A 26,160-nucleotide genomic window follows, 5' to 3' on the forward strand; every position below is an offset into this window, starting at 1 on the left:
TTTTGTATTATTTTCACTCTAAAATCCAGCCTAGCTTGTGCTATAATGATGCAATATGTAAATGGAGGCAATGCACGATGAAGTCAAATGAACAATGGACTTCCAAGCTCGGGTTTATTCTGGCGACAGCCGGTTCTGCCATTGGCCTAGGGGCAATATGGAAATTCCCGAACGTGGTGGCCACTAGCGGTGGTGGCGCATTTTTTCTTGTTTTTATGTTATTTACTTTTGGGATCGGACTGCCGTTATTGCTAGCGGAGTTCGTCATCGGAAGAAGTACTGGTAAAGAGGCCGTATCTGCCTATAAAGAGTTGGCTCCGAATTCGAAGTGGCACTATGTCGGATATCTCGGCATGATCCTATGTAGTATCTTGTTGTCGTTCTATAGCGTTGTAGGCGGATGGATCGTCTTGTATACGATTCGAGGCTTCACGGGTCAACTATTATCGCCCGGTGCAGATTATGGACAGCTCTTTACAGATACAGTATCGAATCCATGGATTGCGGTCTTGTCACAAGGCTTGTTCATGTTAATTACGACTATGGTTGTCGTCAAAGGAGTGAAGGGCGGAATTGAAAAGGCAAGCCGTATTATGATGCCGGGCTTGTTTATTCTTTTCGTCATCTTGATTATTCGTTCACTGACGCTGCCGGGAATGGCAGCAGGACTGGAGTATTTCCTTAAGCCTGACTTCAGTCGTCTTAGCTCGGAAGCGGTCCTTTATGCGCTAGGGCAGTCTTTCTTCTGTCTGAGTGTAGGTGCATCATGCATGGTTACGTACAGCTCGTATTTAGGTAAGAATGAACCGCTAGGCAAGCCAGCCTTGTCGGTTGTGAGCTTGAATGTAATGACATCGTTAATGGCAGGTTTAGCAATTTTCCCAGCGCTATTTGCACTCGGAATGAAGCCAGTAGAAGGACCAGGGCTGCTATTTATGACATTGCCAGCGATGTTTGAGCAGCTTCTTTATGGAGAGTTTTTTATTGCCATCTTTTTGGTGCTATTTTTATTCGCGACCTTGACATCAGCGTTTTCTTTGTTAGAAATTGTCGTTGCTGCCTATTCGAAAGGTGATTCGAATAAGCGAGTCAAAGGCAGCTGGTGGATAGGGCTTGGAATCTTTCTATTGGGTGTTCCTTCTGCGCTGTCATTTAGCGGGCATCCGCTGTTTATTTGGGGGGACAAGCCTATATTTGATTGGGCGGATTTTGCCGTATCAAACGTCATGCTGCCAATCGGAGTATTTTTAATTTCTCTATTCGTAGGCTACCGTTTCCCTAAGCAGCGTCTTGAGCAGGAATGGGCCTATATTGCGCCAGGTTGGCGTATGGGGATGCATGCATATTTATTTATGCTCCGCTACGTACTGCCTATTATCGTTCTTATTGTTTTTGTAAATGGCATTTTGTAGGCACGTTAATCACGCAGCGAGGTAATGGATGAGGCCAGTCCACATCTTAGATTTGGGAACTAGGGGGCTGTCTGGTGATGGTAGAAAAAGAACAATGGACGTCTAAACTTGGGTTTATTTTAGCAACAGCAGGATCGGCGATCGGATTAGGCGCTATATGGAAGTTTCCGAATACGGTAGCTACAAGCGGCGGCGGTGCCTTCTTCCTGATGTTTATCTTATTTACACTGCTAATCGGGTTCCCACTGCTTATGGGGGAATTCTTTATCGGCCGTAGTACAGGCAGAGAGGCGCTAACTGCTTATAAGAAGCTGGCTCCTCGCACGAAGTGGCATTGGATCGGTTACCTTGGAATGGGAACTTGCTTCCTCCTTCTGTCCTATTACAGCGTAATAGGCGGATGGATCGTTATCTACTTTGCAAAAAGTATAGCGGGTGGTTTGCTGCATAATGGGGTGCCTTATGAGCAAATGTTCCAGTCGACAGTAGCTGATTGGAAAATGGTATTGCTTGCACAGCTCAGCTTTATGCTCATTACGATGGTTGTTGTTGGGCAAGGGGTAAAGAAAGGGATTGAACGCTCTAGTCGCATTTTGATGCCCGGATTGTTTATTCTATTCGTCGTATTGATCATTCGTTCGTTGACACTTCCAGGGATGCAAGAAGGGATTCGTTACTTCCTAACACCGAACTTTGCACAGATTGATGCGAAAACGATTCTGAACGCGCTTGGACAATCATTTTTCTGCCTTAGTGTAGGTGTGTCGGTTATGGTGACCTACAGCTCCTACTTGAGCAAGAAGGAGTCGTTGACACGTTCGGCAGTCTCGGTAGTAGGATTGAATGTATTAACCTCATTCATGGCAGGATTGGCGATCTTCCCAGCGTTATTCGCTTTGGGCATGACGCCTAGTGAAGGGCCAGGATTACTGTTTATTACACTTCCAGCTGTATTTGAACAAATGTACGGCGGCGGCCTATTTATAGCTCTATTTTTGGCATTATTTTTGTTCGCGACATTCACTTCCGCATTCTCGATGCTGGAGATTCTTGTTGCAGCTTATTCGAAGCCAGATCAGCCTGCTCGCTCACGCAAACGCTTGAGCTGGTTGTTCGGCGCTATTATATTTGTCGTTGGTATCCCATCTGCTTTATCATTTGGGCCTTGGGCGGATGTACAATGGTTCGGCAAGTCGATCTTCGATCTAGCGGACTTTACAGTATCGAACGTGTTGATGCCGATTGGTGTTCTATTAATCGCTGTATTCGTAGGATACCGATTCCCGAAGGACAAGCTATTAGCGGAGTTGGAAAGCGAGCCTGCATGGTGGCGTAAAGGATTGGCGGTTTATATGCTGCTTATTCGTTACGTCATTCCATTCGTCGTGCTGCTTGTATTTCTTAACGCATTAGGGCTGTTGCCTGTATAAAATAACAAAAGGATTGACCCTGTACCATGGTGCGGCGGTCAATCCTTTCTTTTTGCGACTTTATTTCTTACATATGTTCTAACAAATGACTAACGTCCAACTTGTGGCCTTCACGTTCTTAATTGGTATTACGGACGGAGTGAAGAACGTGCCTTGCCATACAGGGAGAAACGAACCCATCCCATGTTAACGAGCAGCAGTATTCCTGACATGATGAAAATACCTTCGATACCAAACGTACCTGCCAACAGACCTCCGACTATCGGTCCTACCGCATTTCCTAGTGCCAACGTGCTCGTGTTGAAGCTGTACGCTCGGCTTTCCATTCCTTCTGGCGTGAAGCGATTAATGAGTGCATTTACAGATGGCAATAATCCTCCCATAAAGCACCCGAATAAGAATCGAATCGCTACCAGTTGCCAAACATTCGTTACAAATGCTTGCGGAATCAAGGTACAAGCTGCGCCGATAAGGGAAAAGGTTAACACTTTATTAGCTCCAATTTGATCACTCAGCTTACCTAGCAGCGGTGAGCAGATCATATTGGATAAGCCTGTGACGGCACCTACGAAGCCAGCCATAAAGGCTAGGTTCTCTGTTGTACCATGCAGCTTCTGCACGTACAGCGGGAGCAACGTCATTGGGCTAAGCATAGCGAATTGAAGTAAAAAAGTTACCGCAAACAATGACGTCAGCTGCGGGATTTTGCTAAGCTTCCTAAAGCCCTCCATGACAGAAATTTGCGGCTTATCCATCGCTTTTTGCTTGTCAAACGATTCTTTAATAAAGAACATCGCCATCATCGATGCGAAGAACAATAGGGCACCTGTAATGTAGAAGATTGGGCGATAGCCGATGGTGTCAGCCAACAATCCTCCAATGAGCGGTCCTAGAATCGTCCCGGCGACGCCGCCAGATTGGAGTGTGCCCATCGCAAATCCCATTCTTTCTTTGGGCGTCGTCGTAGAGACAAGCGCAACTGCGGCTGGATTGAAGCCAGAGATAGTTCCATTCAGCATACGAAGGAGCAGTAGATGCAAGGGTGTGGCTGCGAAACCCATAAGCACAGTAACGAGCGCCATACCGAATCCTGAGCGCAGCAGCATCACTTTGCGTCCATACTTATCAGCAAATTTGCCCCAAATCGGCTGAGCAATAAAGGATGTGACAAAGTTACCTGCAAAGATAATACCTGCCCACAGCGCGATGCTGTTAGGATCTGTCAAGCCGATGTCACTCTGTAAATACAAAGGTAAAAAGGGAACGACCATCGTCATTCCGGCCATAACTAGAAAGTTTCCGAACCATAAAATGATTAGATTCAGTTTCCATTGCTGCATGTGTGATTCACCACTTTCTAAGGCCACCATCCGTCCGATACCAGCAACTGGAACTAGTATACCACATTCTCAACAAAATGCAGGAACACTCTTTTCGTAAGTAAGTTTGAAAAAATCCATCGTTATATCTTATTTTCTAAATTAAACTTCACTTTGCATTGAATTTCAGCCTGTTTAAACATTTCTGGCCATTTTGCATCGTCCCACTCTTCATAAGCCATCTTATTCCGCACAAACATGCCAAATCCAACGGGATCTGCTTGTAACTGTTGAAGTTTGCGAATCGTGTTCGTAATCTGTTTCTCCATGGCCTGCTCCACTTGTGATTTTTGTACCTGCTGATCAGAAGTAAGTTCACTGAGTGTTGTATCAAGTGTTCCTTTCACATGCAGGGTGATTACTATTTTTGGAACGGGTTTCGTTTCAAGCACCTTAATCGTACGTTTCGACACTGCATTTTGCATGGTCATCGGGATCGGTGAGTTTCCTTCCTCTTTGTCCAGATGAATAAACGTATTGAACTTAGGACTACGCATCATAAGCATGTAGAGCGTTTCTTGTTCGCTTAGTGTACCTACCCATTTTCCTTGTTTGCTAAATACGGCGGAGCCAGACAATGAGGCGCTTTTGCTTTTAATTTTGACAATAAAACTGTATGGATCAGCACCGTTCTCGATATAATCACGTACAAAATTAAATACTGTAGAAATGGATATTTTGTAAAAGTTTTGCATCTTGATTACTAGTCGATATAGGTTGAAATCAGTGACATCTTCCCCTAATTTTAAAAAGTCTCTTGCTTCTCCTTCATAGACCATCAGTCTAGTCGTAATAGGGAACTTAGGCTGCAGCAGTAAATTGGAGAGAGCTGGGATCACGAGTCCTTCCTCTGCTAACGCTTTACCGACAATGATGTTGCGTACTTGGCCAACGACTAACGTGAATCGTGTCTGCATGATGAAATGGTCATAAGCTTCTTCGAAGTTGCTAGCTCTATAAGCCATGTAGACAGCCTTAGCTTTACCATCTGCTTTCAGTTCAGCGAAAGTAATGCCAAAGAAATATTCATTTGGTCGATCTGACTTATCAATGGTAACCGTTTGAATAAAGCCGCTCATATTAATGATGCGCTTCGTTTGACAGCTGGTAAGCAGTAGAGAAGCACACAATATGACTACGAGAAGCGTCAGAAGGGATCGCAAGTATAGTCGATTGTGATTCATAGTTGAGTGACTCCTTCTGATGACGATGAAGAAGACGAAGCTGGTGCAGGGGAAGTCCCTGCCTGATTAGCGGTACTGTCACAATTTTCTGTATCCGTACTGGCTTTGTTGTCTTTGTAGGGCAAAATGAAATACAGCAGCGTAAATATAACGATGATACATACAAGTATGATATTGCTTATACTAAACAGCAATTTAGAATCATCAAAGTTGAACGGAACGTAGCATAAAGCAATCATAATTACTCCAGCAATAAGTAAATTTTCTTTATGACGGTCTTTTGTTTGCAGCGTCTTCAATCCTTCCAATCCACTCCAAGTATAGACGGAAGCGGTCAGGATGGCTGAGAAGACGAACGTAATGAACAGCAAGTCTGTAATATATTCGAGTGCATTAATTTGCGTAGCTCCATACAATCTCAGGACGACAAATCGCACATCTTGAATTTGTTCAACAGGGAGCAGCCCTTGCGCAAGGAAACAATACATCGTGTAGTAGGTCCCTATAACAAAAGCGGAAAGAGCGGCATAGGTTATCCATTTTGAATTTTTTTCTAAATAAGGCGTCATAAACATAATCGTCTCATAAGCGAGAAAGGCACCGAGTATGTCGATTATGCCGTTAAAGGATAGGTGTCCATTTTGTAGAAAAAAGGGTGTGTATCGTACAAACTCAATGTCATTGAATTGCAGCAGCTCAAAAAATACAATCCAAAAGGAAAACAGGTAGTACAGAACCGATGTTTTTGTGATTGTATATAAGCCATGTGCTGCTGTAAATAAGACAACTACTAATATAATGATCGAAATCGTACGTATGTTTACGCTCGGATCGCTTGTAAACTGAAGAACGCGAGCATAAGCATTCGCTAAATTGAAGGAGATCACCCAAAATAAAAGGCTGGGTATAACGATCAAAATAGTAGCAATGGGCTTCGGGAAATGCGTATGAATGATCGTCCAAATAGAAGCATTTTTATGCTTCTTGCTCCCTTTATAGATCAAATACATATGGCCAATAACAAGTGCTGTATATGCATAAAGCATCACCCAACTGTTTGTTCCAAATTCTTTAGTGACAAGAGAAGGCAGCTGGAAGAAAATAATCCCTCTTACGATCATGAACAGCAATATAGCAAACGCATAGCCTTTGATAGGTGTGTTCATTACGATCGACCTCCTCTACGAAAATAACTTTTTTGCACAACAGACCTAGGTCGCTTCTCTTTGCTCCAGAAGAAAAAATCAGCAAAATAGGATAGGTCAATATACTCCTTGTTCAAGGAACGCAAATGGCATAATCTCGTTATGATCAAGGACATAAATATTACGATTCCGAAATATCCCATCAGTCCTGCGAGAATAATGTTAATGAAGCGCAGTGCACGCATGGACGTTTCCAATGTATAGTTCGGTATAATAAAAGAAGCTAATGCACTGCTTGCAACGGCTACAATAAGGACGTTTCCAGTCAAGCCAGCTTGAACGATGGCTTGTCCAATAACCAAACCACCTACGATACCTATCGTTTGAGCTATTTTTGTAGGTAGCCGCGCACCCGCCTCTCGCAAAATTTCGATAACACCTTCCATAAGTAATGCTTCCATCATTGGTTCGAATGGTACGCGCAAGCGAGAAGTAATCATCGTTTCCAACAGCGTTGGTGGGATGAATTGATAATGATAGGTAGTAACCGCGACGTAGAAAGCACTTAACATTAAGGTTAACGTGAACGCAAATAAACGAAGGGCACGGATGAATCTACTGAAATGCCAGCGCTCGTAGTTATCACCAATCACTGCAAAAAAATCTAAAAAATTTACAGGCGCTACAACGACCGTCGGACTATTGTCAGTTATGACAGCTACTTTTCCGTTTAATAAATATTGGGTAACACTATCCGGTCGCTCTGTTCCAATCCATTGTGGAAACACGGCAAAAGGCGTATCGTCCAGCTGTTTAGCGACCTCGTTACCGTCCAGTACTTCTCTCATATGTAAGTTTTCCATCCGCATGCAAGCTTCGCTAATTACGTCTTCTTCGGCAACTCCTTCCACATAAAACAAGTAGGCGTAAAAAGGAAAGTCTTTACCTATGTTATATTTAATTCCTTTTAATTTGGGTGTGCGAATTCGACGGCGAATGAGAGAGGCGTTAATTTCAGCACTTTCCACAAAAGCATCATGAGGGCCTGTAATTACATTTTCCTTGGCAGAGCTTTGAATGGATCGGAAGCTGGCAGCACCAGAACTAATCATTGCCACTTGATTGTTGTAAACGCCGACAATATCACCATTAACGATATGCTCTGAAATTTTCGAGAGAATATCTTGTTCGTTATGACCTTGCAGCGGATTCCATACAGACATGAGCCGTTTCAGTGCTGCATCAGAATCACTATCTTGAGCGAAGGCAGTAATTACTTGATGATATTCATTTTTGTTTAACAGATGGTGAATATACATGACCGTCATTTGACCGCCTAAAATAGTTTCGACTGACAAATCATTCACATTCTCAAACAGGTTTTGGGTGAGTTTAACCCAATCGCTTTGAACCACTGACATGCTTTGGTTCCTCCTCTCTATTTCCATTTGTAGGAGTTAGCATGTACCAAAGGATTGGGAACTATGTGTTAGAAGTCCATATTTTTGCAGTTTATTGGAGAAAGAATAACAGGAAATGTCATGGCTTGACGCACTTTGTCAATAGATTGTCATAGCTTTCAAGCGCAGTATAGTTGTGAGTGAGGGCAAAAAGGGGCATAATGGAAACGTTACAATATCACTATGGGATATTACGATTGCGTTAGATTTATATGAAACAATTGAAAATATGTACGATGTATACAGAAAAAACTACTCATGTTAGACGGGGGTTGAGGAATATGACTAATTCCAATTATAATGACCGATTTTTACGTGCATGCCGCAAACAGCCGGTGGACCGATTACCAGTATGGTACATGAGACAAGCAGGTCGTTATGACCCTGAATACCGTAAAATTAAGGAGAAATACAGTCTTCTCGAAATATGCCAACAGCCTGAGCTTACTGCTGAGGTTACGTTAATGCCTGTTCGTAAGCTAGGTGTTGATGCTGCTATTCTATACTCGGATATTATGAATCCTGTAGCTTCGATTGGGGTTGACTTCGATATCGTAGCGAATGTGGGACCTGTTATTGCCGATCCGATTCGTTCGATGCAGCAAATTGAGAGATTAAAGCCTGTCGATCCTGAGGGGGATCTTGGCCATGTTTTGGAAACGATTCGTATTCTGGATCGCGAATTGAACGTGCCGTTAATTACATTTGCTGGTGCGCCGTTCACAATTGCAAGTTATTTGATTGAAGGCAGACCTTCCAAGTCTTATATACATACGAAAACGATGATGTATGAGCGTCCTGATATGTGGTTCGCATTAATGGACAAGCTTGGCGACATGGTTGCGACCTATTTGCGTTCACAAGTTAACAATGGAAGTAAGGCATTCCAATTGTTTGACAGTTGGGTAGGTTCTTTGTCTCCACGTGACTTCCAGACGTATGTGCTGCCAACGATTGAGCGCATTTTTGCATCTTTGTCTGATTTGGATGTACCCAAAATTTATTTCCCTGGCGTCAGCTCTGGTGAACTGCTTCCCTTACTTCACAATTTACAAGTCGACGTAGTCGGCCTTGACTGGCGTGTGTCGATTGAAGAAGGCAGAAGAAGGCTTGGCGATCGCTTTGCTGTACAGGGCAATTTGGACCCTTATCTATTAACAGGACCGATGTCCAAAATTCAAGAAGAAGCGAAGCACATTATGGATCTGGGCATGAAGCAGCCAGGTTATATCTTTAACTTGGGACATGGATTATTCCCAGAGGCTTCATTAGACAAGCTAAGACAATTGACAGAGTATATACATGAATATTCCAGTCAAGCGTTGTCAGCGAAATCTTAGGAGCTAGTAGGAGGGATAAACATGAGTGAGCGTCGTATCGGTGTCCTTGTCATGTCTTATGGCACACCGGAAAGTCTTGACCAAGTTGAAGCGTATTACACACATATTCGAAGAGGAAGTCCGCCATCGCCGGAACAGCTGGAAGAACTTCGTTCCCGTTATGAAGCGATCGTCGGCGGTGTATTTCCCCTTCGTCAACATACAAATGAACAAGTAAATGCCCTGCAAGCAGATCTGAATGAACGTACTGCGAATACAGGCATCACGTATACATGCTACCAAGGATTAAAGCATGCTGCGCCATTTATTGAAGATGGAATCGAAGCAATGGCACGCGATGGGATTCGCGAGGCAGTTGGCATTGTATTGGCTCCACATTATTCCATAATGAGTGTAGGCGGCTACTTGAAGAGAGCGCAGGAAGAAGCGGACAAGCATGGTATCACTTTTGTAGGTGTAAAGAGCTACCATCTGCATCCACAGCTTATTGAGGCGCTTGTGGAGCGCGTGGGTGAGCAGTTGGACGCTTATGAGCAGGAAGGTCAGAAGCGAGAGCAAGTGCAGGTGCTGTTCAGCGCGCATAGCTTGCCTGAGAAAATCGTTGAGATGAATGATCCTTATCCGGAGCAGTTGCTGGAGACGTCTAGAGCGATTGCTAAAGCTTCTGAGCTATCCGATGAGCAATGGCAGTTCACTTGGCAAAGTGCTGGACAAACGGGCATCCCGTGGCTAGGTCCTGACATTTTGGACACGCTTGAACATGTAGCAGGTGAAGGTCGTCCAGCCGTCATTTCTGCACCAATCGGTTTCGTATCCGATCATTTGGAAGTGCTGTATGATTTGGACATCGAAGCAAAACAGCGGTCAAATGAATTGGGTATTGGATTCAAGCGTACTCGTTCTTTGAATCAAGATATACGCTACATTCAGACGCTAGCCGATAAAGTAGTAGAAGCGTCGCAACCATAGTCTATTTACTTGCTTATTTACTAACGAAATCAATGGACTCGATGAAAGAAGGGACGCACGATGAGCGAATGTCAAGACATCGTCATCATAGGCGGCGGACTAACAGGCCTGTCAGCTGCTTACTACGCGATGGAAGCGGCTAAGGCAAGTGGTCAACATGTATCTATAACAATTGTAGAGAGACGATCAGAATTAGGCGGCAAGATCGATACACTCCGTACCCAAGGCTGTGTTATCGAAAAGGGGCCGGATTCTTTTTTGGCACGCAAGCTGCCTATGTACGACCTAGCCAAGTCGCTTGGCTTGGAATCCGAATTGGTCTCGACCAATCCTAACGCACGTAAAACGTACATTTTAGCAAATGGCAAGCTGCATCAGATGCCAGCAGGGCTCGTACTAGGTATACCTACTGAAATTAAGCCTTTTGTGAAGAGCGGATTAATTTCAATGGGTGGAAAAGTCCGTGCTTTGACGGATCTTGTGCGCAAGCCGCGTCAATCTACGGAGGACGAATCGCTGGGTCATTTTCTTGATCGGCGATTAGGTCCTGAAGTAACGGAGAACATTGCTGAGCCATTGCTAGCAGGCATTTATGCTGGAGATTTGCGCAAGTTGAGCATTCAAGCTACATTCCCGCAGTTTGCTCAACTAGAACGCCAGCATGGCAGTTTGATCAAAGGAATGATGGCGAACCGCAAGGCAGGCAATTCCGTGCCAGGACTTCCTGATGTGGTGAAGAAGACGACCTTCTTAACGTTCAAGAACGGGCTTAGCACGATCGTTGAACGTTTGCAGGAAGTGCTGCTGCCGTATGTTCAGCTGCGTTGTAGTGCTGGGGCGAGCGAGCTTCATAAGCATGAAGACGGGACGTACACGCTGAAGCTGTCTGACGGATCAGACATTCGGACGAAGCAAATTGTCGTCACAACGCCATCTTATGATGCTGCGCCATTGCTTAAGAAGCATATGGATGTCACGACACTGGAGCAAATTCGCAATGTATCGGTTGCGAATGTCGTCAGTGCATTTGACCGCAGCAAGCTGCCGAACACGTTGGACGGGACGGGCTTTGTTATTGCCCGGAATGAAGGGCGAGCGATAACAGCATGTACATGGACTTCGATAAAATGGACGCATACAAGCCCTGAAGATACGATGTTGATTCGCTGCTATATCGGACGAGCGAATGATGAAGAGCGAGTGGATTGGCCAGATGACGCGTTGAAACGGACCGTTCGAAATGAGCTAAAAGAGCTAATGAATATTGATATTGAGCCTAAGTTCATGGAAGTGACGCGCTTGCACCGTTCTATGCCGCAATATGATGTAGGCCATGTGCAGCGCATAGCGGCATTTAGACAACAGCTAGGTCAGTCACTGCCAGGTGTTGCTGTGGCAGGCGGCGCTTATGATGGTGTCGGTATGCCAGATTGCATTACGAGCGGTAGGAAGGCAGGCGAACAGGCTGTTGCTACATTGCTACATGGAACGGCTGATTCAAGTGTCAGCGTATCATGATCGTAGTTTTTTATTGAGAATAGGCAAGGAAGCAAGTGTTTTTTCATTTTGCATCCATTTCATACTCGTCAGTTGTCATATAAAAAGGTAATATAAATAAACAACAGACAGGAGAACACCGCTTGTAAAGCGCTGGTTGTTATCCTGTCTTTTTTGTAATCGTCTTCGAAGGGGAGTGGGTTAGCATGACGGCAATACCATCTACGCTTACGGACAACTACAATCGCATACATAACTATATGCGTATTTCCATTACTGATCGCTGCAACCTTCGATGTACCTATTGCATGCCTGAAGAAGGGATGACGTTTCTGCCGAACGAGCAGTTAATGACGGATGATGAGATTGTTCAAATTGTTCGTGTCGCTGCTAAGCTAGGTATTCGGAAAATAAGGTTGACTGGTGGCGAGCCATTGCTGCGTCCCAATGTGGTCAATCTCGTACAGGAGCTGTCACAAGTTGAGGGGATAGAGGATTTGGCGCTGACAACGAATGGACTGCTGCTCGCGAAAATGGCAGCTGATTTGAAAAAGGCTGGGTTGAAGCGTGTAAATATAAGTATGGATTCCTTGAAGCCTGAACGATTTAAACAAATGACAAGAGGCGGCAATTTAGAGCGTGTGTTAGAAGCAGTTGAGCGATGTACGGAAGTGGGACTAGCTCCTTTAAAATTAAATGTGGTACTCATGCGAGGATTCAATGAAGATGAATGGGATGACTTTATTCAATACACGATTGATCATCCGATTACGGTACGTTTTATCGAATATATGCCGATTGGTGGAAGGCAGCAGGGCTGGAAGCGGGATTTCATTTCGCTTGAGGAACGCTTGAAAGGAAGTAAATGGCATGACCAAGCCATTCCTGTTGATAAGCCTCGTCATGGAGGACCAGCAGCGTATTATCGTTTGCCTGGTGCAAAAGGACAATTTGGTTTAATTCATCCTGTAAGCGATCATTTCTGCGATACATGCAATCGACTCCGTATAACGGCAGATGGCTATGTGAAACCGTGCCTGTATTGGTCGGACGAGTTCCATTTGCGCCATCATATCGGAGATGATGCGAAGCTTGCTGAAGTGTTAATCCGATCCTTGGAGGCCAAGCCGCTTAATCATGAAATGGCGTATGAGCTGTCGGGTCAATCGTTGTCACATCAGCCTACTACGCGCACGATGTCACAGATCGGGGGTTAGCAGGGTATGACACAGGATAAAGAATCAGTTAAGCCAGTTATCGATGATGCAGCGGCAAATTTCATTCCGTCGATTACTGCGGCCACTGCTGCAATCAATATGATGAAGCATGATGTAAAGTTCAATCGAGAGATTATGCCTGTGCAAACTGCTCAGGCACTTGTGTTGGAGCGGGTTCAGCGTGGATTCATCGAATGTGTTCCGCTAGAGCAGGCATACGGTCGTCATTTAGCTGAAGAAGCTGTTTCGAATCGTCCTGTACCGCATTTTAGGCGTTCGATTATGGATGGATATGCAGTTATTGCAATGGATACATCCCGAACAGACACGTCGAATCCAATCATGTTACAAGTAATTGGTGAAGTTCCGTGTGGTTCGGTGTGGAATGGTGAACTGCGTCAAGGCCAAGCGATACGAATTATGACGGGTGCCCAAGTGCCTGATGGTGCGGATGCTGTTGTTCGCCTGGAGTGGACGACAACAGTAGAAAGTACTGCTGTTTGCGATGACTCAAATGATGAAATTTACGAAGTGCTTGCTAGGCCAGGGGATGCAGACGGTGATGTTTCTTGCTCAACATTACCGATGTCAGAAGTTGCACAACATGTTCAGTCTAGGCAAGTCATAGCCGTTCATCAAGCAGTAAAATCAGGAGAAGCGATTCATGGCATTGGCACAGAGATGCAAGCTGGCGAAGTGCTCGTTCAACGCGGTCAGCGCATAGGTGCTGGTGAAATGGGACTACTTGCGATGTTCGGTTATGCTCATGTACAAGTGTTTCGTCGGCCGCAGGTAGCGATTTTATCAACGGGAGAAGAGCTGCTATCCTTAGATGAGGAGCTAACACCGGGTAAAATATACAACTCCAATAGCTATATACTGCTCGCCCAAATCGAATCGGCAGGAGCAATCCCGCATTTGCTCCCGCACATTCCGGATGATATCCGTACGCTTCGTGAGCGATTGGATGAGGCGATGGAGCAGTATGATGTCGTGATCACGACAGGCGGGGTGTCTGTTGGTGATTATGATTTGCTCTATGAATATACGACGAATTGGGATGGAGATCTGTTATTCAATAAGGTGAAAATGCGCCCAGGTAGCCCAACAACAGTCGGTTTCCGGCACAGTAAGCCTTTATTTGCGTTAGCTGGTAATCCCGCAGCTTGTTATGTTGGCTGCGAACTATTCGTCCGTCCCACCTTGCTGCGCATGCAAGGCGTAGAGGAGCCACTGCCTAAGCCAATAACCGCTGTATTGACAGAGGCTTATCGGGTGCGCGATACGTTTGATCGATATGTACGCGCTGTATTGACGATAACCGATGAAGGGCATGCTGAGGTGCGTCCGACGAGAGCAGATATTTCTAGTGCAACGGTTTCGATTCGGGATGCGAATTGCTTATTCTTGTCACCTGCTAGCCAAGTTGGAATGGAAGCAGGGGCCTTGGTACAAGTATTTCCACTGGGTGGGCTGCAAGAGCTCAAGTGATATCAACAATTTCATAATGACAGCATTCGCTGTGTCAAAGGAGTGATGATAAGTGACAGAACATGATCATGGCAACGATTTAGAGAAGATTAGCAAGCCGAATTTTTTTCTTACGAATTTGAATGTGTTTGTAGGGAAATGGCGCACGGAAGGAATCGTAAAGGATCGAACGTCCGGGTCGACAATAAGGTTGAGGGCAACGGATACTTACGAATGGTTGCCGGGAGGCTTTTTTCTCATTCATCATGTAGATGGTCACATTGGTGTGGCTGAGGTCAAAGCCATTGAGATCATCGGTTTTGATGAGGCAAGTCAGATGTACTTCACACACTCTTTTGACAATCAAGGAAGCAGGGGTAATTATCAAGCCAACCTTCTGGATGCTGTCTGGACCATTACAGGAACATCAGAACGCTTCTCAGGTATATTTAGCGATAATTTCAATACGTTATCTGGAAGATGGGAACTTCTAAATGAAAGCTCGGAATGGGAACACTGGATGGATATCACATTGACGAGAATCGTATCATAAACCATAGAAGATATCCGAATCAGGCGCTGTCCTAATTCATTATAGAACGAAAGGGCAGCGCCTGTTTGCTATTGAACAACATCGTTTAGCTAAGCTATTAGTTACATGCATACTCGCCCCTCGTGTCTAAATATAATTTAGCCCGCTTGTTGAAGGTAGAGGAATAGGCAGCAGTTTATGAAGTGCAGCAGCCCACTCTTCTGTGAGTTTGATCTGTGCAGCTGGGGTGAACAGCAGCGATGTAAGCTGTTGTCCGCGTAGCCGTAGAGTAGGTAACTGCGGCAAGGACAGTTCATATTCATCATCGGTCACTAGATGGATAGTGAGTTGTGCACCGACCGATGCATCATGCTGCATCCAGTATGGGCGAATTTCTTCTACGAATTGCTCGATGTTTGCTATATAAACGGTACCCAAATTCTGCTCAGACGTCGAAGGTACACGATGTAGCACTTCTAACAGCTCATGTTCATGCCAGTTCACAGGCACTTCAAGTGTGGCAATGTCGCTGTTTATTGTGGCAAAAGCAAACAAGCTGGCAACGGCTGAAGCATCGCCCGCCCATTCTATAGCGAAGGGTGGCCTACGTGATTGAAGTGTGCCTTTAGGTACAGCCACAACCGCAAAAGCGGTAACTTTGCCGTTACGTTCTGCAACAAGTACTTGATGCTTTAGCTTCACGCATGAGGCGTATGCCTCGGCCTTTGTTAATCCAGCAAAATCCCATACGCTTTGCTCGTAGTGTACATCACGGCTTCGTGCAACCTTATGCAGTTGGAGCCATTCATAGGGTTTCATCGCCCGCAAATGGTATTGTTGGCTCTCTTTACTCGCTAAAATAGAATGTGCACAAGATTGATCCAAGAGCACTCGTGTCACGGCCCCAAATAGATGGCATGCGGCACGGGTATACAAGGAGCGCGTACCCGTCACGAGTAGCAAGGACGCACCTGCGTTCTTGACATGATCCTTTACGTTATCCAGCATGCTGCTAGCATAGCCTCGACCTCTTGCTTCTGGATCGATACAAACAGAACCAAGTGAGAACACATTTATAGCAGCAGGTCCAACTCGAAGAACGGCAGGCAGCAGCCCATTGAAACCTAGCAGCCTATCCCCTTCGAAAGTGCCGAATGAATGCCCATAGGTTGTGGAATACAAGTAGGGGAAGCCAGACTGCATCGGTACTTGTTCAGCATCTCGAAAAATACGATTAGCAAGTAGAATCGCTGCTTGCATCTCTTCCTCATTTAGGATGCGAATGTTTGTCATTTTCAGCCCTCCACAGGTTGACGGCTTCACGAATATAACCTTTTGTTTGGTCTAGTAGACGAGTAGCATCAGCAGCACTTACCTTCGCAACGATCATAACAATTGCCAATTTTACATGCCCATTTGCTTGTTCGTAAGCATGTTCAACGGTTTCATCATCAGCTGCTGTAGCCATTTGAACTAATCGCTTTGCGCGGCTAATCAGTTTATAATTGGATGGATTCAGATCGACCATTAAATTGTCATATACTTTCCCCATTCGAATCATCGATGTGGTCGTAAGCATGTTAAGGATGAGCTTTTGTGCCGTACCCGATTTCATTCTTGTGGAACCAAGAACAGTCTCTGGGCCGACTACTGCTTCAATCATATATTTGGCAAAGGGCTTCATCGGCGTGTTTGCATTGTTGGAAATGCCGATGACCGTCGCACCTAGTTGTTTGGCTCGTTCCATTGCTCCTAGCACATAAGGAGTACGTCCGCTTGCTGCAATGCCGATGACAACGTCGTTTGTTTGAATATGATGCGAGTCTACATCTCTGATGCCCAGATCCTTGCTATCCTCAGCGCCTTCAATTGCACGATATACCGCTTCATTGCCGCCTGCGATAATGCCCTGGATCATTTCAGGGTCTGTGCCGTATGTAGGCGGACATTCTGAAGCATCGAGAATACCGAGCCGCCCACTAGTGCCGGCACCAAAATAAAATAATCGCCCTCCAGCTTGAAAGCTTGCGACTATCGCATCTGCAGATTCAGCTATGACAGGGATAATAGAGGCTATAATACTGGGAACTTTAGCATCTTCCTGATTAATTAGCGTTAACATTTCGATCGTAGATTTTAAGTCTATATCTCTCGTATTTTCATTTTGCTGTTCTGTCGTAAGTTCCTTAATGAATGAGTCCATACGGGTTACCCCCTTTTATTCTGCTGTACAAGCAGCGCTGCTCCCCAAGCAGGCTGTTTCTCGGCGATTATAATCGTTGATGCTTGTTCAGATTGGTTCACACATTGCTTGAACGTGTCTACAAAAAGCGTGCTATGTTTAAAAATGGAGCCAGTAACAGCGATTGGTGCTTGTGTAAGCCATCTATCTTTCCTTCTCATGGCAAGCGTTAGCTGTGCCAGTTCTGTGGCAGTACGAACAATAATATGTTGAGCAGCTTCATCTCCATGATTAGCAGCATGTATACATATTTGCGCATATTGGGCAATATGCTGCTTGCGGATGGAGGCGCCATAAATGTAAGTGCGTAGTTGTTCGGGGGAATTAAATTGATGTTTGTCTAGCACAAGCTCCGTTAGCTTAGTAGGAGAGAGGACACCATCGTGGCTAAGCATAACGGCTTGGAGGGTTTGTAAGCCTATTTCATATCCGCTTCCTTTATCACCAAGAATGTGACCCCATCCTCCTGCCCGATAGCGTTCACCACTTGGAGTGATACCTACTACAATTGCTCCAGTTCCTGCGATGACAATCGTACCTGATTCCTGTCCCAATGCTGCTATCAGGGCAATTTCCGCATCATTTCTAATCACAATAGGCAGCGCGCTTCGCTTCAAATCCCATAGGCTTAGACGTTCATCATGCAGCAATGAATCAAGGAACTGCTGCTGTTCTTGAGAGGTACTTATTCCTGCAATGCCTAATCCAATACCTTTGCATCTTTCTGGGATTAAACCGCTTTCAACAATAAGTCTCTGAAAGAGAGCTGTGAGATTATCAATCGCTCCTGCAGATGTTACTGCATGGGGGTTAGTCGCGGCTCCTTCGATCTGTGCAAGGAGATTGCCAGCTGAATCCAGAACGATGGCTGTTGTCTTCGTGCCACCGCCATCTATGCCGATTACATACTCCATGACGTCACCTACTTTGTATGATATAGCAATAGTATAACCGAATAAGAATGATATTGTAAAATAAAAGTTTACATAAATAAAATATATATGAAATAATAAATTAAAAGTGTGGTTCATATTGCATACGTGATATTGCAAACGCGCAAAAAGAACTCCAGTTTATCTGCTCAACCATAGATCGGAATGAGGAGGACAGCAATGATGTCACAATCGGATGTACAAAAAATCGCTGGTAAAGCAGAAAAACTTATTATTGGTCTAATGTCTGGCACATCACTAGACGGAGTGGATGCAGCGCTTGTGCGCATGCATGGATCCGCTATGGATACAAAAGTTGAATTGCTTGCATATGAGTGCTTGCCATATACTGCTGATGAACGGGAGATGCTGAAGCGGCTATGCTCACCAGATACGTCCAACGTCCAACACATTTGCACGATGAATTTCTATCTTGCTCATCGATTTGCAGCAAGTGCACAGTCTGTTGCAGAACGCGCTGGCATACCCTGGCACGAAATCGATATCATCTCCTCACATGGACAGACGATTTGGCATGCACCTGAGGCTGATTCTTCATTACCTTTTGCTGTTCCGTCCTCGCTGCAAATTGGGGACATATCTGTCCTAGCTAAATTAACAGGCAAAATCGTTATCGGTGATTATCGTACCGCGGATATAGCGCTTCAAGGTCAAGGTGCTCCCTTAACTCCGTATGCCGATTATTTATTGTGCCGCCATCCATTTAAAGGGCGCATTACGCAAAATATTGGCGGTATCGGCAATTGTACGGTACTGCCAGCAGGTGGATTGACTGCAGACATCATTGCTTTTGACACAGGCCCAGGCAACATGTTAATTGATCAATCCGTTGTCGATGTTACACAGGGCAAGTGTTACTATGACCAAGATGGAGACATGGCTGCTTCAGGTCAGGTGCATGAACCCATTCTCACCGATATGCTTGCCCATCGGTATTTTCGCAAAGAACCAATGAAGACGACAGGAAGAGAGTTGTTTGGCAAGCAGTACGCGAATGAATGGATCGGGTGCATGAAATGTGAATCGTGTTCTCCTGCAGATATTGTGGCTACCTTTACTGCATTTACAGCGAGATCCATTGCCCAGTCGTATCGAGAATTTATATTGCCGAAATATGCGATCGCGGAAGTGATTGTATCGGGCGGTGGTGCGCGTAATCGTACGTTAATGGCCATGCTGCAGGACCAACTGCCTGAACAAAAAGTGATGATTCATGAAGAAATAGGTCTAGATGGAGATGCCAAAGAAGCGGTTGCATTTGCTATACTAGCAAATGAATGGATAAACGGCAATCCCAACTCCTTGCCACATGTGACAGGAGCTGTCCGTGCAACGGTGATGGGGAAGCTAGCTCTTCCGTAACGATCAATATTGTATGCTTCTAATTGAAATATAGTTACAAAATTTCATAATTAAATAAACCACTTGAAATATTATATCACTATCCTTATAATGATGGTACGTATTGGAAACGTTTTCACAATTCTGCGTTGTGCGCTATGAGGGGGGAGCTTCCATTAACAAAGTGCGAACAGGAGCGGATCAGCTATCTGCTATTGCCACTGATTTGCTTGCTGGTAAGAGATTCGGCCTGCTTACTAATCCTACAGGTATAAATGCTCAATATCGCTCAACGATTGATAGCTGCGCAGCGATAAGTGAAGGGAAGCTCACCGCATTTTTTGCTTGTGAGCATGGACTACGTAGCGAGAAACAGGCTGGCATACAATTCGAAGATGAGCTTGACCCGGTATATGGGCTTCCTGTGTACAGTCTTTATGGCAGCAACCGTAAGCCTACTACTTCTATGTTAGCAGATTTGGATGTACTGATCGTAGATATACAAGACTTGGGCATACGTTTTTACACCTATTTAACGACACTCATCTATGTCATAGAGGCATGTGCTGAACATGGGGTTACACTCATTGTGCTGGATCGACCGAATCCGCTCGGTGGCACCAAGGTTGAAGGTGGATTGCTTAATGAGCAGTACCGTTCGATGGTCGGAGCTTGGCGAATGCCGATGCTTACTGGGATGACGATTGGTGAATTCGCACGGCTCATTAATGGACAACGAGATACTCCTTGTGATTTGAAGGTCATTCCACTCCTAGGTTGGAATCGTAAGATGGAATATTCGGATACGGGCTTGCCGTGGCTTATGCCATCACCCAATATGCCGACAATCGATACAGTCCGTGTGTACGGAGGACATTGTTTATTTGAGGGAACGAACTTGTCGGAAGGACGAGGAACGACGAAGCCATTTGAGCTGATTGGCGCTCCATGGCTTCAGAGCGAGAAGCTGTGCAAGGTAATGAACGAACTGCAGCTGCCAGGTGTTCATTTTCATCCTTATACGTTCACACCTATGTTCTCCAAGCATCAAGGTGAACGCTGCCAAGGTATTTTTACTTACGTTACTGATCGTTCAACCTATCAATCTGTTGAAACGGGACTTCACCTTGTGCATTATGTCATGTTACTTCATGAACATAATTTTGAATGGTTGGGGAATGAAGCGGGTCATCCGTTCATTGATTTACTAACAGGAGACAATCGCGTACGCTTGCAGCTTCATGAAGCTCAGGGGCTGAACGAAATTGTGGAATCTTGGAGCCATGATAGTACGCAGTGGAGGGAAAGTCGCAAGCCATTTTTACTGTATGAGGAATAGGGAGTTACGACATCACTAAGTTATTTCATGAAGTCATTCACAATCGAATGGGGGAGTAACAAATGAAGTGGAATAAGGTCATGGCTATCTTATTGGCGGCAATGCTAGTTGTACTTTCTGCATGCAGCAGCGGTTCTAAAGACGGGGCATCTGATAACGTAGATGTCATTAAAGTATGGACGTATCCTGTTCACGGCAATTACAAGGATGATATCGCAAAATCGGTAGCTGAATTTCACGCAAAACATCCCAACATACGAATTGAGTATGAATTGTTGACTTGGGCGGAAGGTCCGAAGAAATTTGACGTTGCCTTGAATGCAGGCTCACCTCCGGACATTTATTATCATGGTGTTAGCGGACAATATGTGGATACAGGGCTCGCGCTGAATCTGGACCCTTATATGACAGATGAGATTGTAAGCGATTACTTGCCTGGTGTGCTGGATAAGGCAAAGATCCAAGGCAAGCAGTACGGTCTACCGATGTATCAGTACCAATGGGCATGGAGTGCGAATCAGCGTATTTTAGAGGAAGCGGGCATCGATTGGAGAAAGATTCAGAAAGAAGGCTGGACGTGGTCTGAATTCAAAACGGAAGCGAAAAAAATGGTGAAAGATCTCCCAGATGGCATTAAGCAGTATGGGATCGTAACGGATGCAACGACGACTGATTTCATTGAAATGTTGGCTCGCAGCAGCGGCTTGGTCGACGTTGTGGATCGCGATGGCAAGTTTATTTGGAACGATGAGCGGATGCTTGATACATTGAAGTTTATACGCTCACTCGTAGATGAAGGGATTATGCCGAAGGAAACGGCAGCCATTGATCCAGCAAAGCGGGTGGAATATTTCTATAACGGCAAGACTGGCATCGCGAGTAAAGGCTTGCCTTATTACGACGTAATGTTGGAAACACGTGCTAAAGATATTGATGCGGGCAAAGTAAAAGGCGAAAAGATTGAGCATGTCTACCTGCCTATTCCCTATAAAGATGGTGGCAAGTGGCAGGCAACGGTAGGTGGTGAGGGTTACGTAGGTTTCCGTCAAAAGGATGATAAAGGCGAACAGCATGCGAAAAATACGTTCCTCGTAATGGATTGGTTGACGAAAGGGGTTCATGGTGGCAACTCGGCTAGCGAGCTATGCGTACCGTTCGCTCGACAGTCTCAAATTGATGCATTCAAAGGTAAAGATAGTAGAGGAAAGCCGCATAACAAGATCGCAGCTGAAATTAATCAAAGTCATGGTGTTCCAAGCTCGGATTTATATGTAGATGCGAAAGTGTCTGCAAGTAAGAAGAAGTTTATTGAGCAGGCGCAAAAGCCGATGCAGCAAGCGCTCTTTAGTGGAAGCAGAACACCGGAGCAAATTTTCGAAGAGTTTAAGAACAAGGGTGAACAATTATTCCGATAGTAAGCTGTGAGTACGTGGATAGTAAGCAGTAGTACGAAATGTTGGTAAGCAGTTACAGCGGCTATAAATAGCTAGTATTAGCAAAGAGTAAGTCTAGTAAGCTTGATTGAAGCAGGTGCTAGCAGCTTTGGATGCTGCGCAGGTAGTGGTCTCATATGAATACGTTCATATGGGGCCTTTTTTCACAAGGAGGAGAACACATGGTGCAAAAGCTGCGGGATCATATGTGGGCGTATTTATTCATACTCGTACCCGTTCTGCTGTTTCTCGTCTTTACGCTATATCCGATTATTTCAGCATTCATGATGAGCTTCCAGCGGTATCATGTCCTGAATCCAGAATGGATTGGCTTCGACAATTATAAGACGATGTTTGCGGATTCGGTATTTTACAAATCACTATGGAACACGTTCTTATTTACGGTATGTACGGTGCCAGTAAATATCGCGATTACGTTTATGCTCGCGTATTTTATTTTTCAGCTGCGCTCGAAATGGCAGACCTTTTTCAAAGCGGTCATGTATTTGCCAGCGGTTGCTTCAGGCGTTACGATTTCGCTCGTATGGTTCGCTATGTTCGATCCGACGAAAGACGGGATGATTAACTCTTTTCTCGGCTTTTTGGGAATGGAGCCTGTGATGTGGCTGAGCCAAACGTCGACGGCGCTGTTCTCGCTCATGCTGATGACCTATTTAGGATCACACGGGGCGGGCATCATTTTATATTTGGCTGCAATGGGCGGCATCCCGAAATCGTTGTATGAAGCGGCAGACATCGATCATGCCAGCGGTTGGGCAAAATTCAGTAAAATTACGTGGCCGTTGCTCAAACCGACAACTCTATATTTGTTAGTAACAGGGGTTATTATCTCTTTCCAAGTATTTATAAGTGTCTATATGATGACACAAGGTGGGCCTGACTTTGCAACGACAACGATTGCTTACCTCATTTATCAGACTGCATTTATGTTCTATGAATTTGGATTAGCTTCGGCACAATCATTTGTGCTTACTGCAATCATTGTGGTCGTGTCTATTATTCAGTTCAAAATGTTCGCTACGGATATTGAATATTAAGCCCAAAGGAGGCATTCACCTATGCAGTCAAAAGGGAAAATCGCCGTTCTGGGCGTTTCTATTACGATGCTTGTCATGTGGGGAATCATTACGATCATTCCGCTGTATTGGATGATTATCGGTTCCTTTCAAGATTCCTATGCTGATGCTTCTATGAAAATATCGATGTGGCCGGAAGTGTGGTCATTCGAGCCGTTTAGCCGTTTCTTTGATAAAACGATGGCATGGCGCTGGTTGCTCAATTCCTTAATCGTTTCGTCTATATTGACGGTTACGAATGTATTCTTTGCTTCATTAGCAGGTTATGCATTTGCAAAGCTGCATTTTCCAGGGCGCAACACGATCTTTTGGATATTGCTGATGACGATGATGATTCCGACCCAAGTTACTTTAATTCCGCTCTATATTCTCGTAATTGATGTATTTAATTTGAAAGATTCGTATATGGGACTTATTCTGCCTTCCATCGTAAGTGTGGGCAATATTTTCTTAATGAAGCAGTACATGTCCACACTGCCTACGTCCTTAATCCATGCGGCACGTATCGATGCATGCAGTGAGTTCGGTATTTTCTACAAAATTATTTTACCAATGGCGAAGCCTGGATTGTCTGTACTTGCTATATTCTCGTTCGTCTTCCATTGGAATGATTTCTTCTGGCCGTTACTTGTCACGGAGTCGGAAGCGATGCGAACGATTCAGGTAGGGTTGGCTGGATTTAAGTTTGCGGATACGACGGATTTTGGAGCGATTATGGCAGGGGCAACGGTTGCTTCACTGCCAATGATTATTTTGTTCTTCGCACTGCAGCGCTATTTCTTGCAAGGCATTACGATTGGAGCCGTCAAAGGTTAGGGGGAGCTCACTATGGCACGAGTTGTATTTAAAAACGTAGAAAAAGAGTTTGTAGATGGCAACAAGGAAACTTTTGTTGCGGTAAAAGAGTCTAATTTTACAATCGAAGATAAAGAGTTTGTCGTGTTTGTAGGACCTTCTGGCTGTGGGAAAACGACTTCACTGCGCATGATTGCCGGTCTAGAGAAGCAGACACGCGGCGATATTATGATCGGTGATCGTGTCGTGAATAAGCTGCATCCGAAAGATCGTGATATTGCGATGGTGTTTCAAGATTACGCACTGTATCCGCATATGACGATTCGTGAGAACTTGTCCTTTGGACTAAAGAATTTAAAGCAGCCGAAAGATGTCATTGCGAAAAAAGTGAAAGACGCGTCTGAGGTGCTAGGTTTGGATCATTTGCTCGGTCGCAAGCCGAAGGAGCTAAGTGGTGGTCAGCGCCAGCGCGTAGCAGTTGGTCGAGCTATCGTGCGTGATCCGCAAGTATTTCTATTTGACGAGCCGCTGTCCAATTTGGATGCCAAGCTGCGCGTGCAAATGCGCGTGGAGCTTGCAGAGCTTCATAAGCGACTGGAAGCGACGATTGTGTATGTCACACATGATCAAATTGAGGCGATGACGTTGGGGCAGCGTATCGTTGTTATGAATAAAGGACAAATTCAGCAGGTTGCTTCGCCAACAGATTTGTACCAAAAGCCTGAAAATATGTTTGTAGCAGGTTTTATTGGCTCTCCGCCTATGAATTTTATTGATGTCACGTATGAAAATGGGAAGGTGACGATGGAGGGGGCGCAGTTTGTTCTACCGGAATATCGTCTGCAAGCATTGCGAGCCTATGAAGGCAAGAAGATCGTACTCGGCATCCGCCCAGAGCATCTGTTTGGTGAAGACATTACGATGGGCGTTCCTGATACGTATGCATTGACGTCCACGGTGCAGGTGGTCGAACAGCTTGGCTCTGAGAATCTCGTTTATTTCCGAGTAGGCGAGCGGATGGTCACAGCTAAGCTGCATCCCGATTCAGATGCAAGAGTAGGTCAATTGAAAAAGTTCCTGTTGGATATGAGTAAGGTGCATTTCTTTGATGTAGAGACGGAGAATCGCATACTGATGTGAGCAGCTTAGGTGTGGTGGATCTTATAAAGCAGCTCAAAAGTTATGCTTAAGGTGTCACAGCATGTAGTAAGAGGTGAGCGGTTATGAAGAAGTTAAGTGTAGTTATTGCTCAAACAGGAAGACAAGTTTATGAACATATTTTAAAGGTGCTCGGATATAGTCTTATCTGTTCTCTCGTTCTCGCACCTATGCTGTTACTTATGAATGTTGCCTTAGCTGTCATATGCTTCTCGCTCGTATTGTTTCCATTACTGTCAGGTGTGTTTTATGCGTGTCATCTTCAATTGAGCGGGGAAATGGTGACAGTTAGGCACATTGTCACAGGATTTCGCAAATTTTATGTTCGTTCCGTCGTATTTGGTCTATTTTTAACACTTTTCGTACTTATCCTAATTTCATCGTGGTGGTATTATGGAGATCAAGGAAATATGCTGCATTTCACAATCGCTGTATTCCAGACTTATTTTGTGACGATGGCGCTTATTTCACAGTTGTATACGATGCCGTTAGTGTACCGAGAAGAGCTGTCTATGTTTCAAGCGATGGGTAAAAGTGTGAAGCTGTTTTTACGGCATCCGCTGTATACGGTCGGCGCGTTTTTACAAGCATTGTGTCTGATGTTTATTTTGGCAGTAACGGTAGTGGGGTTTTTAGGGTTGTTCGTTGGTATGTTTGGTTATTACTTGAATTTGTTGACGGCGAATGTTCTAAAGGAAACGGAACCTCAACATGGTGCTCAGCCTATCCCTGCTGAAGGCTGAGGACAGCGAGTGTTGAATAAAGGT

22 protein-coding genes are annotated in these 26,160 nt (G+C 44.9%); 15 read left to right on the forward strand and 7 right to left on the reverse strand.

Annotated features, from left to right (window positions below):
• Positions 1-77 precede the first annotated feature (77 nt).
• Positions 78-1,412: a sodium-dependent transporter gene (locus IFO66_RS09890; protein ID WP_192024988.1), complete on the forward strand. Its 1,335-nt coding sequence runs from the start codon at positions 78-80 to the stop codon at positions 1,410-1,412.
• A gap of 77 nt (positions 1,413-1,489) precedes the next feature.
• Entirely contained in the window at positions 1,490-2,842 is a 1,353-nt protein-coding gene (locus tag IFO66_RS09895) for a sodium-dependent transporter (RefSeq protein WP_192025088.1), read from the forward strand.
• A gap of 128 nt (positions 2,843-2,970) precedes the next feature.
• Here IFO66_RS09895 and IFO66_RS09900 read toward each other — a convergent pair whose 3' ends face one another.
• From IFO66_RS09900 to IFO66_RS09915, 4 genes are all read right to left on the reverse strand, one after another.
• A complete protein-coding gene (locus IFO66_RS09900) occupies positions 2,971-4,182 on the reverse strand; it encodes an MFS transporter (protein ID WP_192024989.1) in 1,212 nt (403 codons plus the stop codon).
• A 122-nt stretch (positions 4,183-4,304) separates the two neighbouring features.
• On the reverse strand, positions 4,305-5,405 hold the full coding sequence (locus IFO66_RS09905; protein ID WP_192024990.1) for a Ger(x)C family spore germination protein: 1,101 nt from the start codon (positions 5,403-5,405) through the stop codon (positions 4,305-4,307).
• Positions 5,402-6,571, reverse strand: a complete 1,170-nt coding sequence (locus tag IFO66_RS09910) for a GerAB/ArcD/ProY family transporter (protein WP_192024991.1) — start codon at positions 6,569-6,571, stop codon at positions 5,402-5,404. The genes IFO66_RS09905 and IFO66_RS09910 overlap by 4 nt, the downstream gene beginning before the upstream one ends.
• On the reverse strand, positions 6,571-7,971 hold the full coding sequence (locus tag IFO66_RS09915) for a spore germination protein (protein WP_192024992.1): 1,401 nt from the start codon (positions 7,969-7,971) through the stop codon (positions 6,571-6,573). The genes IFO66_RS09910 and IFO66_RS09915 overlap by 1 nt, the downstream gene beginning before the upstream one ends.
• Before the next feature lie 320 nt (positions 7,972-8,291).
• Here IFO66_RS09915 and hemE point away from each other — a divergent pair, with 320 nt between their 5' ends.
• The 6 genes from hemE to IFO66_RS09945 all read left to right on the forward strand — a co-directional run bounded on the left by hemE (position 8,292) and on the right by IFO66_RS09945 (position 15,056).
• Complete coding sequence (hemE, locus tag IFO66_RS09920; protein ID WP_192024993.1) at positions 8,292-9,350, forward strand: uroporphyrinogen decarboxylase; 1,059 nt, start codon at positions 8,292-8,294, stop codon at positions 9,348-9,350.
• Positions 9,351-9,371: 21 nt separating this feature from the next.
• Complete coding sequence (gene hemH, locus IFO66_RS09925) at positions 9,372-10,319, forward strand: ferrochelatase (protein WP_192024994.1); 948 nt, start codon at positions 9,372-9,374, stop codon at positions 10,317-10,319.
• 60 nt (positions 10,320-10,379) lie between these two features.
• A complete protein-coding gene (hemG, locus tag IFO66_RS09930; protein WP_192024995.1) occupies positions 10,380-11,837 on the forward strand; it encodes a protoporphyrinogen oxidase in 1,458 nt (485 codons plus the stop codon).
• Between the two features lie 194 nt (positions 11,838-12,031).
• The gene (gene moaA, locus IFO66_RS09935) at positions 12,032-13,033 is read left to right on the forward strand and encodes a GTP 3',8-cyclase MoaA (RefSeq protein ID WP_192025089.1); all 1,002 of its coding nucleotides are present in this window, start codon (positions 12,032-12,034) and stop codon (positions 13,031-13,033) included.
• Positions 13,034-13,039: 6 nt separating this feature from the next.
• Positions 13,040-14,524: a molybdopterin molybdotransferase MoeA gene (locus IFO66_RS09940; protein WP_192024996.1), complete on the forward strand. Its 1,485-nt coding sequence runs from the start codon at positions 13,040-13,042 to the stop codon at positions 14,522-14,524.
• A 52-nt stretch (positions 14,525-14,576) separates the two neighbouring features.
• Positions 14,577-15,056 (forward strand): DUF1579 family protein, encoded by a 480-nt coding sequence (locus IFO66_RS09945; RefSeq protein WP_192024997.1) that lies wholly within the window; start codon positions 14,577-14,579, stop codon positions 15,054-15,056.
• Positions 15,057-15,182: 126 nt separating this feature from the next.
• On the opposite strand, the gene IFO66_RS09950 is transcribed toward IFO66_RS09945, so the two are convergent.
• Genes IFO66_RS09950 through IFO66_RS09960 form a run of 3 tightly spaced genes read right to left on the reverse strand, consistent with a single transcriptional unit; the run spans position 15,183 to position 18,191 of the window.
• On the reverse strand, positions 15,183-16,328 hold the full coding sequence (locus tag IFO66_RS09950) for a GNAT family N-acetyltransferase (protein WP_192024998.1): 1,146 nt from the start codon (positions 16,326-16,328) through the stop codon (positions 15,183-15,185).
• On the reverse strand, positions 16,303-17,238 hold the full coding sequence (gene murQ / locus IFO66_RS09955) for an N-acetylmuramic acid 6-phosphate etherase (RefSeq protein WP_192024999.1): 936 nt from the start codon (positions 17,236-17,238) through the stop codon (positions 16,303-16,305). The genes IFO66_RS09950 and murQ overlap by 26 nt, the downstream gene beginning before the upstream one ends.
• Before the next feature lie 5 nt (positions 17,239-17,243).
• The gene (locus tag IFO66_RS09960) at positions 17,244-18,191 is read right to left on the reverse strand and encodes an N-acetylglucosamine kinase (RefSeq protein ID WP_192025000.1); all 948 of its coding nucleotides are present in this window, start codon (positions 18,189-18,191) and stop codon (positions 17,244-17,246) included.
• A 198-nt stretch (positions 18,192-18,389) separates the two neighbouring features.
• Between IFO66_RS09960 and IFO66_RS09965 the strand changes: the two genes are divergently transcribed.
• The 7 genes from IFO66_RS09965 to IFO66_RS09995 all read left to right on the forward strand — a co-directional run bounded on the left by IFO66_RS09965 (position 18,390) and on the right by IFO66_RS09995 (position 26,136).
• Positions 18,390-19,592, forward strand: coding sequence for an anhydro-N-acetylmuramic acid kinase (locus IFO66_RS09965; RefSeq protein ID WP_225445647.1), 1,203 nt, complete (start codon positions 18,390-18,392; stop codon positions 19,590-19,592).
• A gap of 103 nt (positions 19,593-19,695) precedes the next feature.
• Positions 19,696-20,910 (forward strand): exo-beta-N-acetylmuramidase NamZ family protein, encoded by a 1,215-nt coding sequence (locus tag IFO66_RS09970; RefSeq protein ID WP_225445648.1) that lies wholly within the window; start codon positions 19,696-19,698, stop codon positions 20,908-20,910.
• Positions 20,911-20,972: 62 nt separating this feature from the next.
• A complete protein-coding gene (locus IFO66_RS09975) occupies positions 20,973-22,325 on the forward strand; it encodes an ABC transporter substrate-binding protein (protein ID WP_192025001.1) in 1,353 nt (450 codons plus the stop codon).
• A gap of 200 nt (positions 22,326-22,525) precedes the next feature.
• Positions 22,526-23,401, forward strand: coding sequence for a carbohydrate ABC transporter permease (locus IFO66_RS09980; protein WP_225445649.1), 876 nt, complete (start codon positions 22,526-22,528; stop codon positions 23,399-23,401).
• Positions 23,402-23,422: 21 nt separating this feature from the next.
• On the forward strand, positions 23,423-24,256 hold the full coding sequence (locus tag IFO66_RS09985; protein ID WP_192025003.1) for a carbohydrate ABC transporter permease: 834 nt from the start codon (positions 23,423-23,425) through the stop codon (positions 24,254-24,256).
• A 12-nt stretch (positions 24,257-24,268) separates the two neighbouring features.
• A complete protein-coding gene (locus IFO66_RS09990; RefSeq protein WP_192025004.1) occupies positions 24,269-25,375 on the forward strand; it encodes an ABC transporter ATP-binding protein in 1,107 nt (368 codons plus the stop codon).
• 83 nt (positions 25,376-25,458) lie between these two features.
• The gene (locus IFO66_RS09995) at positions 25,459-26,136 is read left to right on the forward strand and encodes a DUF2189 domain-containing protein (protein WP_192025005.1); all 678 of its coding nucleotides are present in this window, start codon (positions 25,459-25,461) and stop codon (positions 26,134-26,136) included.
• Positions 26,137-26,160: the final 24 nt, after the last annotated feature.

Source organism: Paenibacillus arenosi, assembly GCF_014841135.1.
In the GTDB taxonomy this organism is placed as follows: domain Bacteria; phylum Bacillota; class Bacilli; order Paenibacillales; family Paenibacillaceae; genus Paenibacillus_B; species Paenibacillus_B arenosi.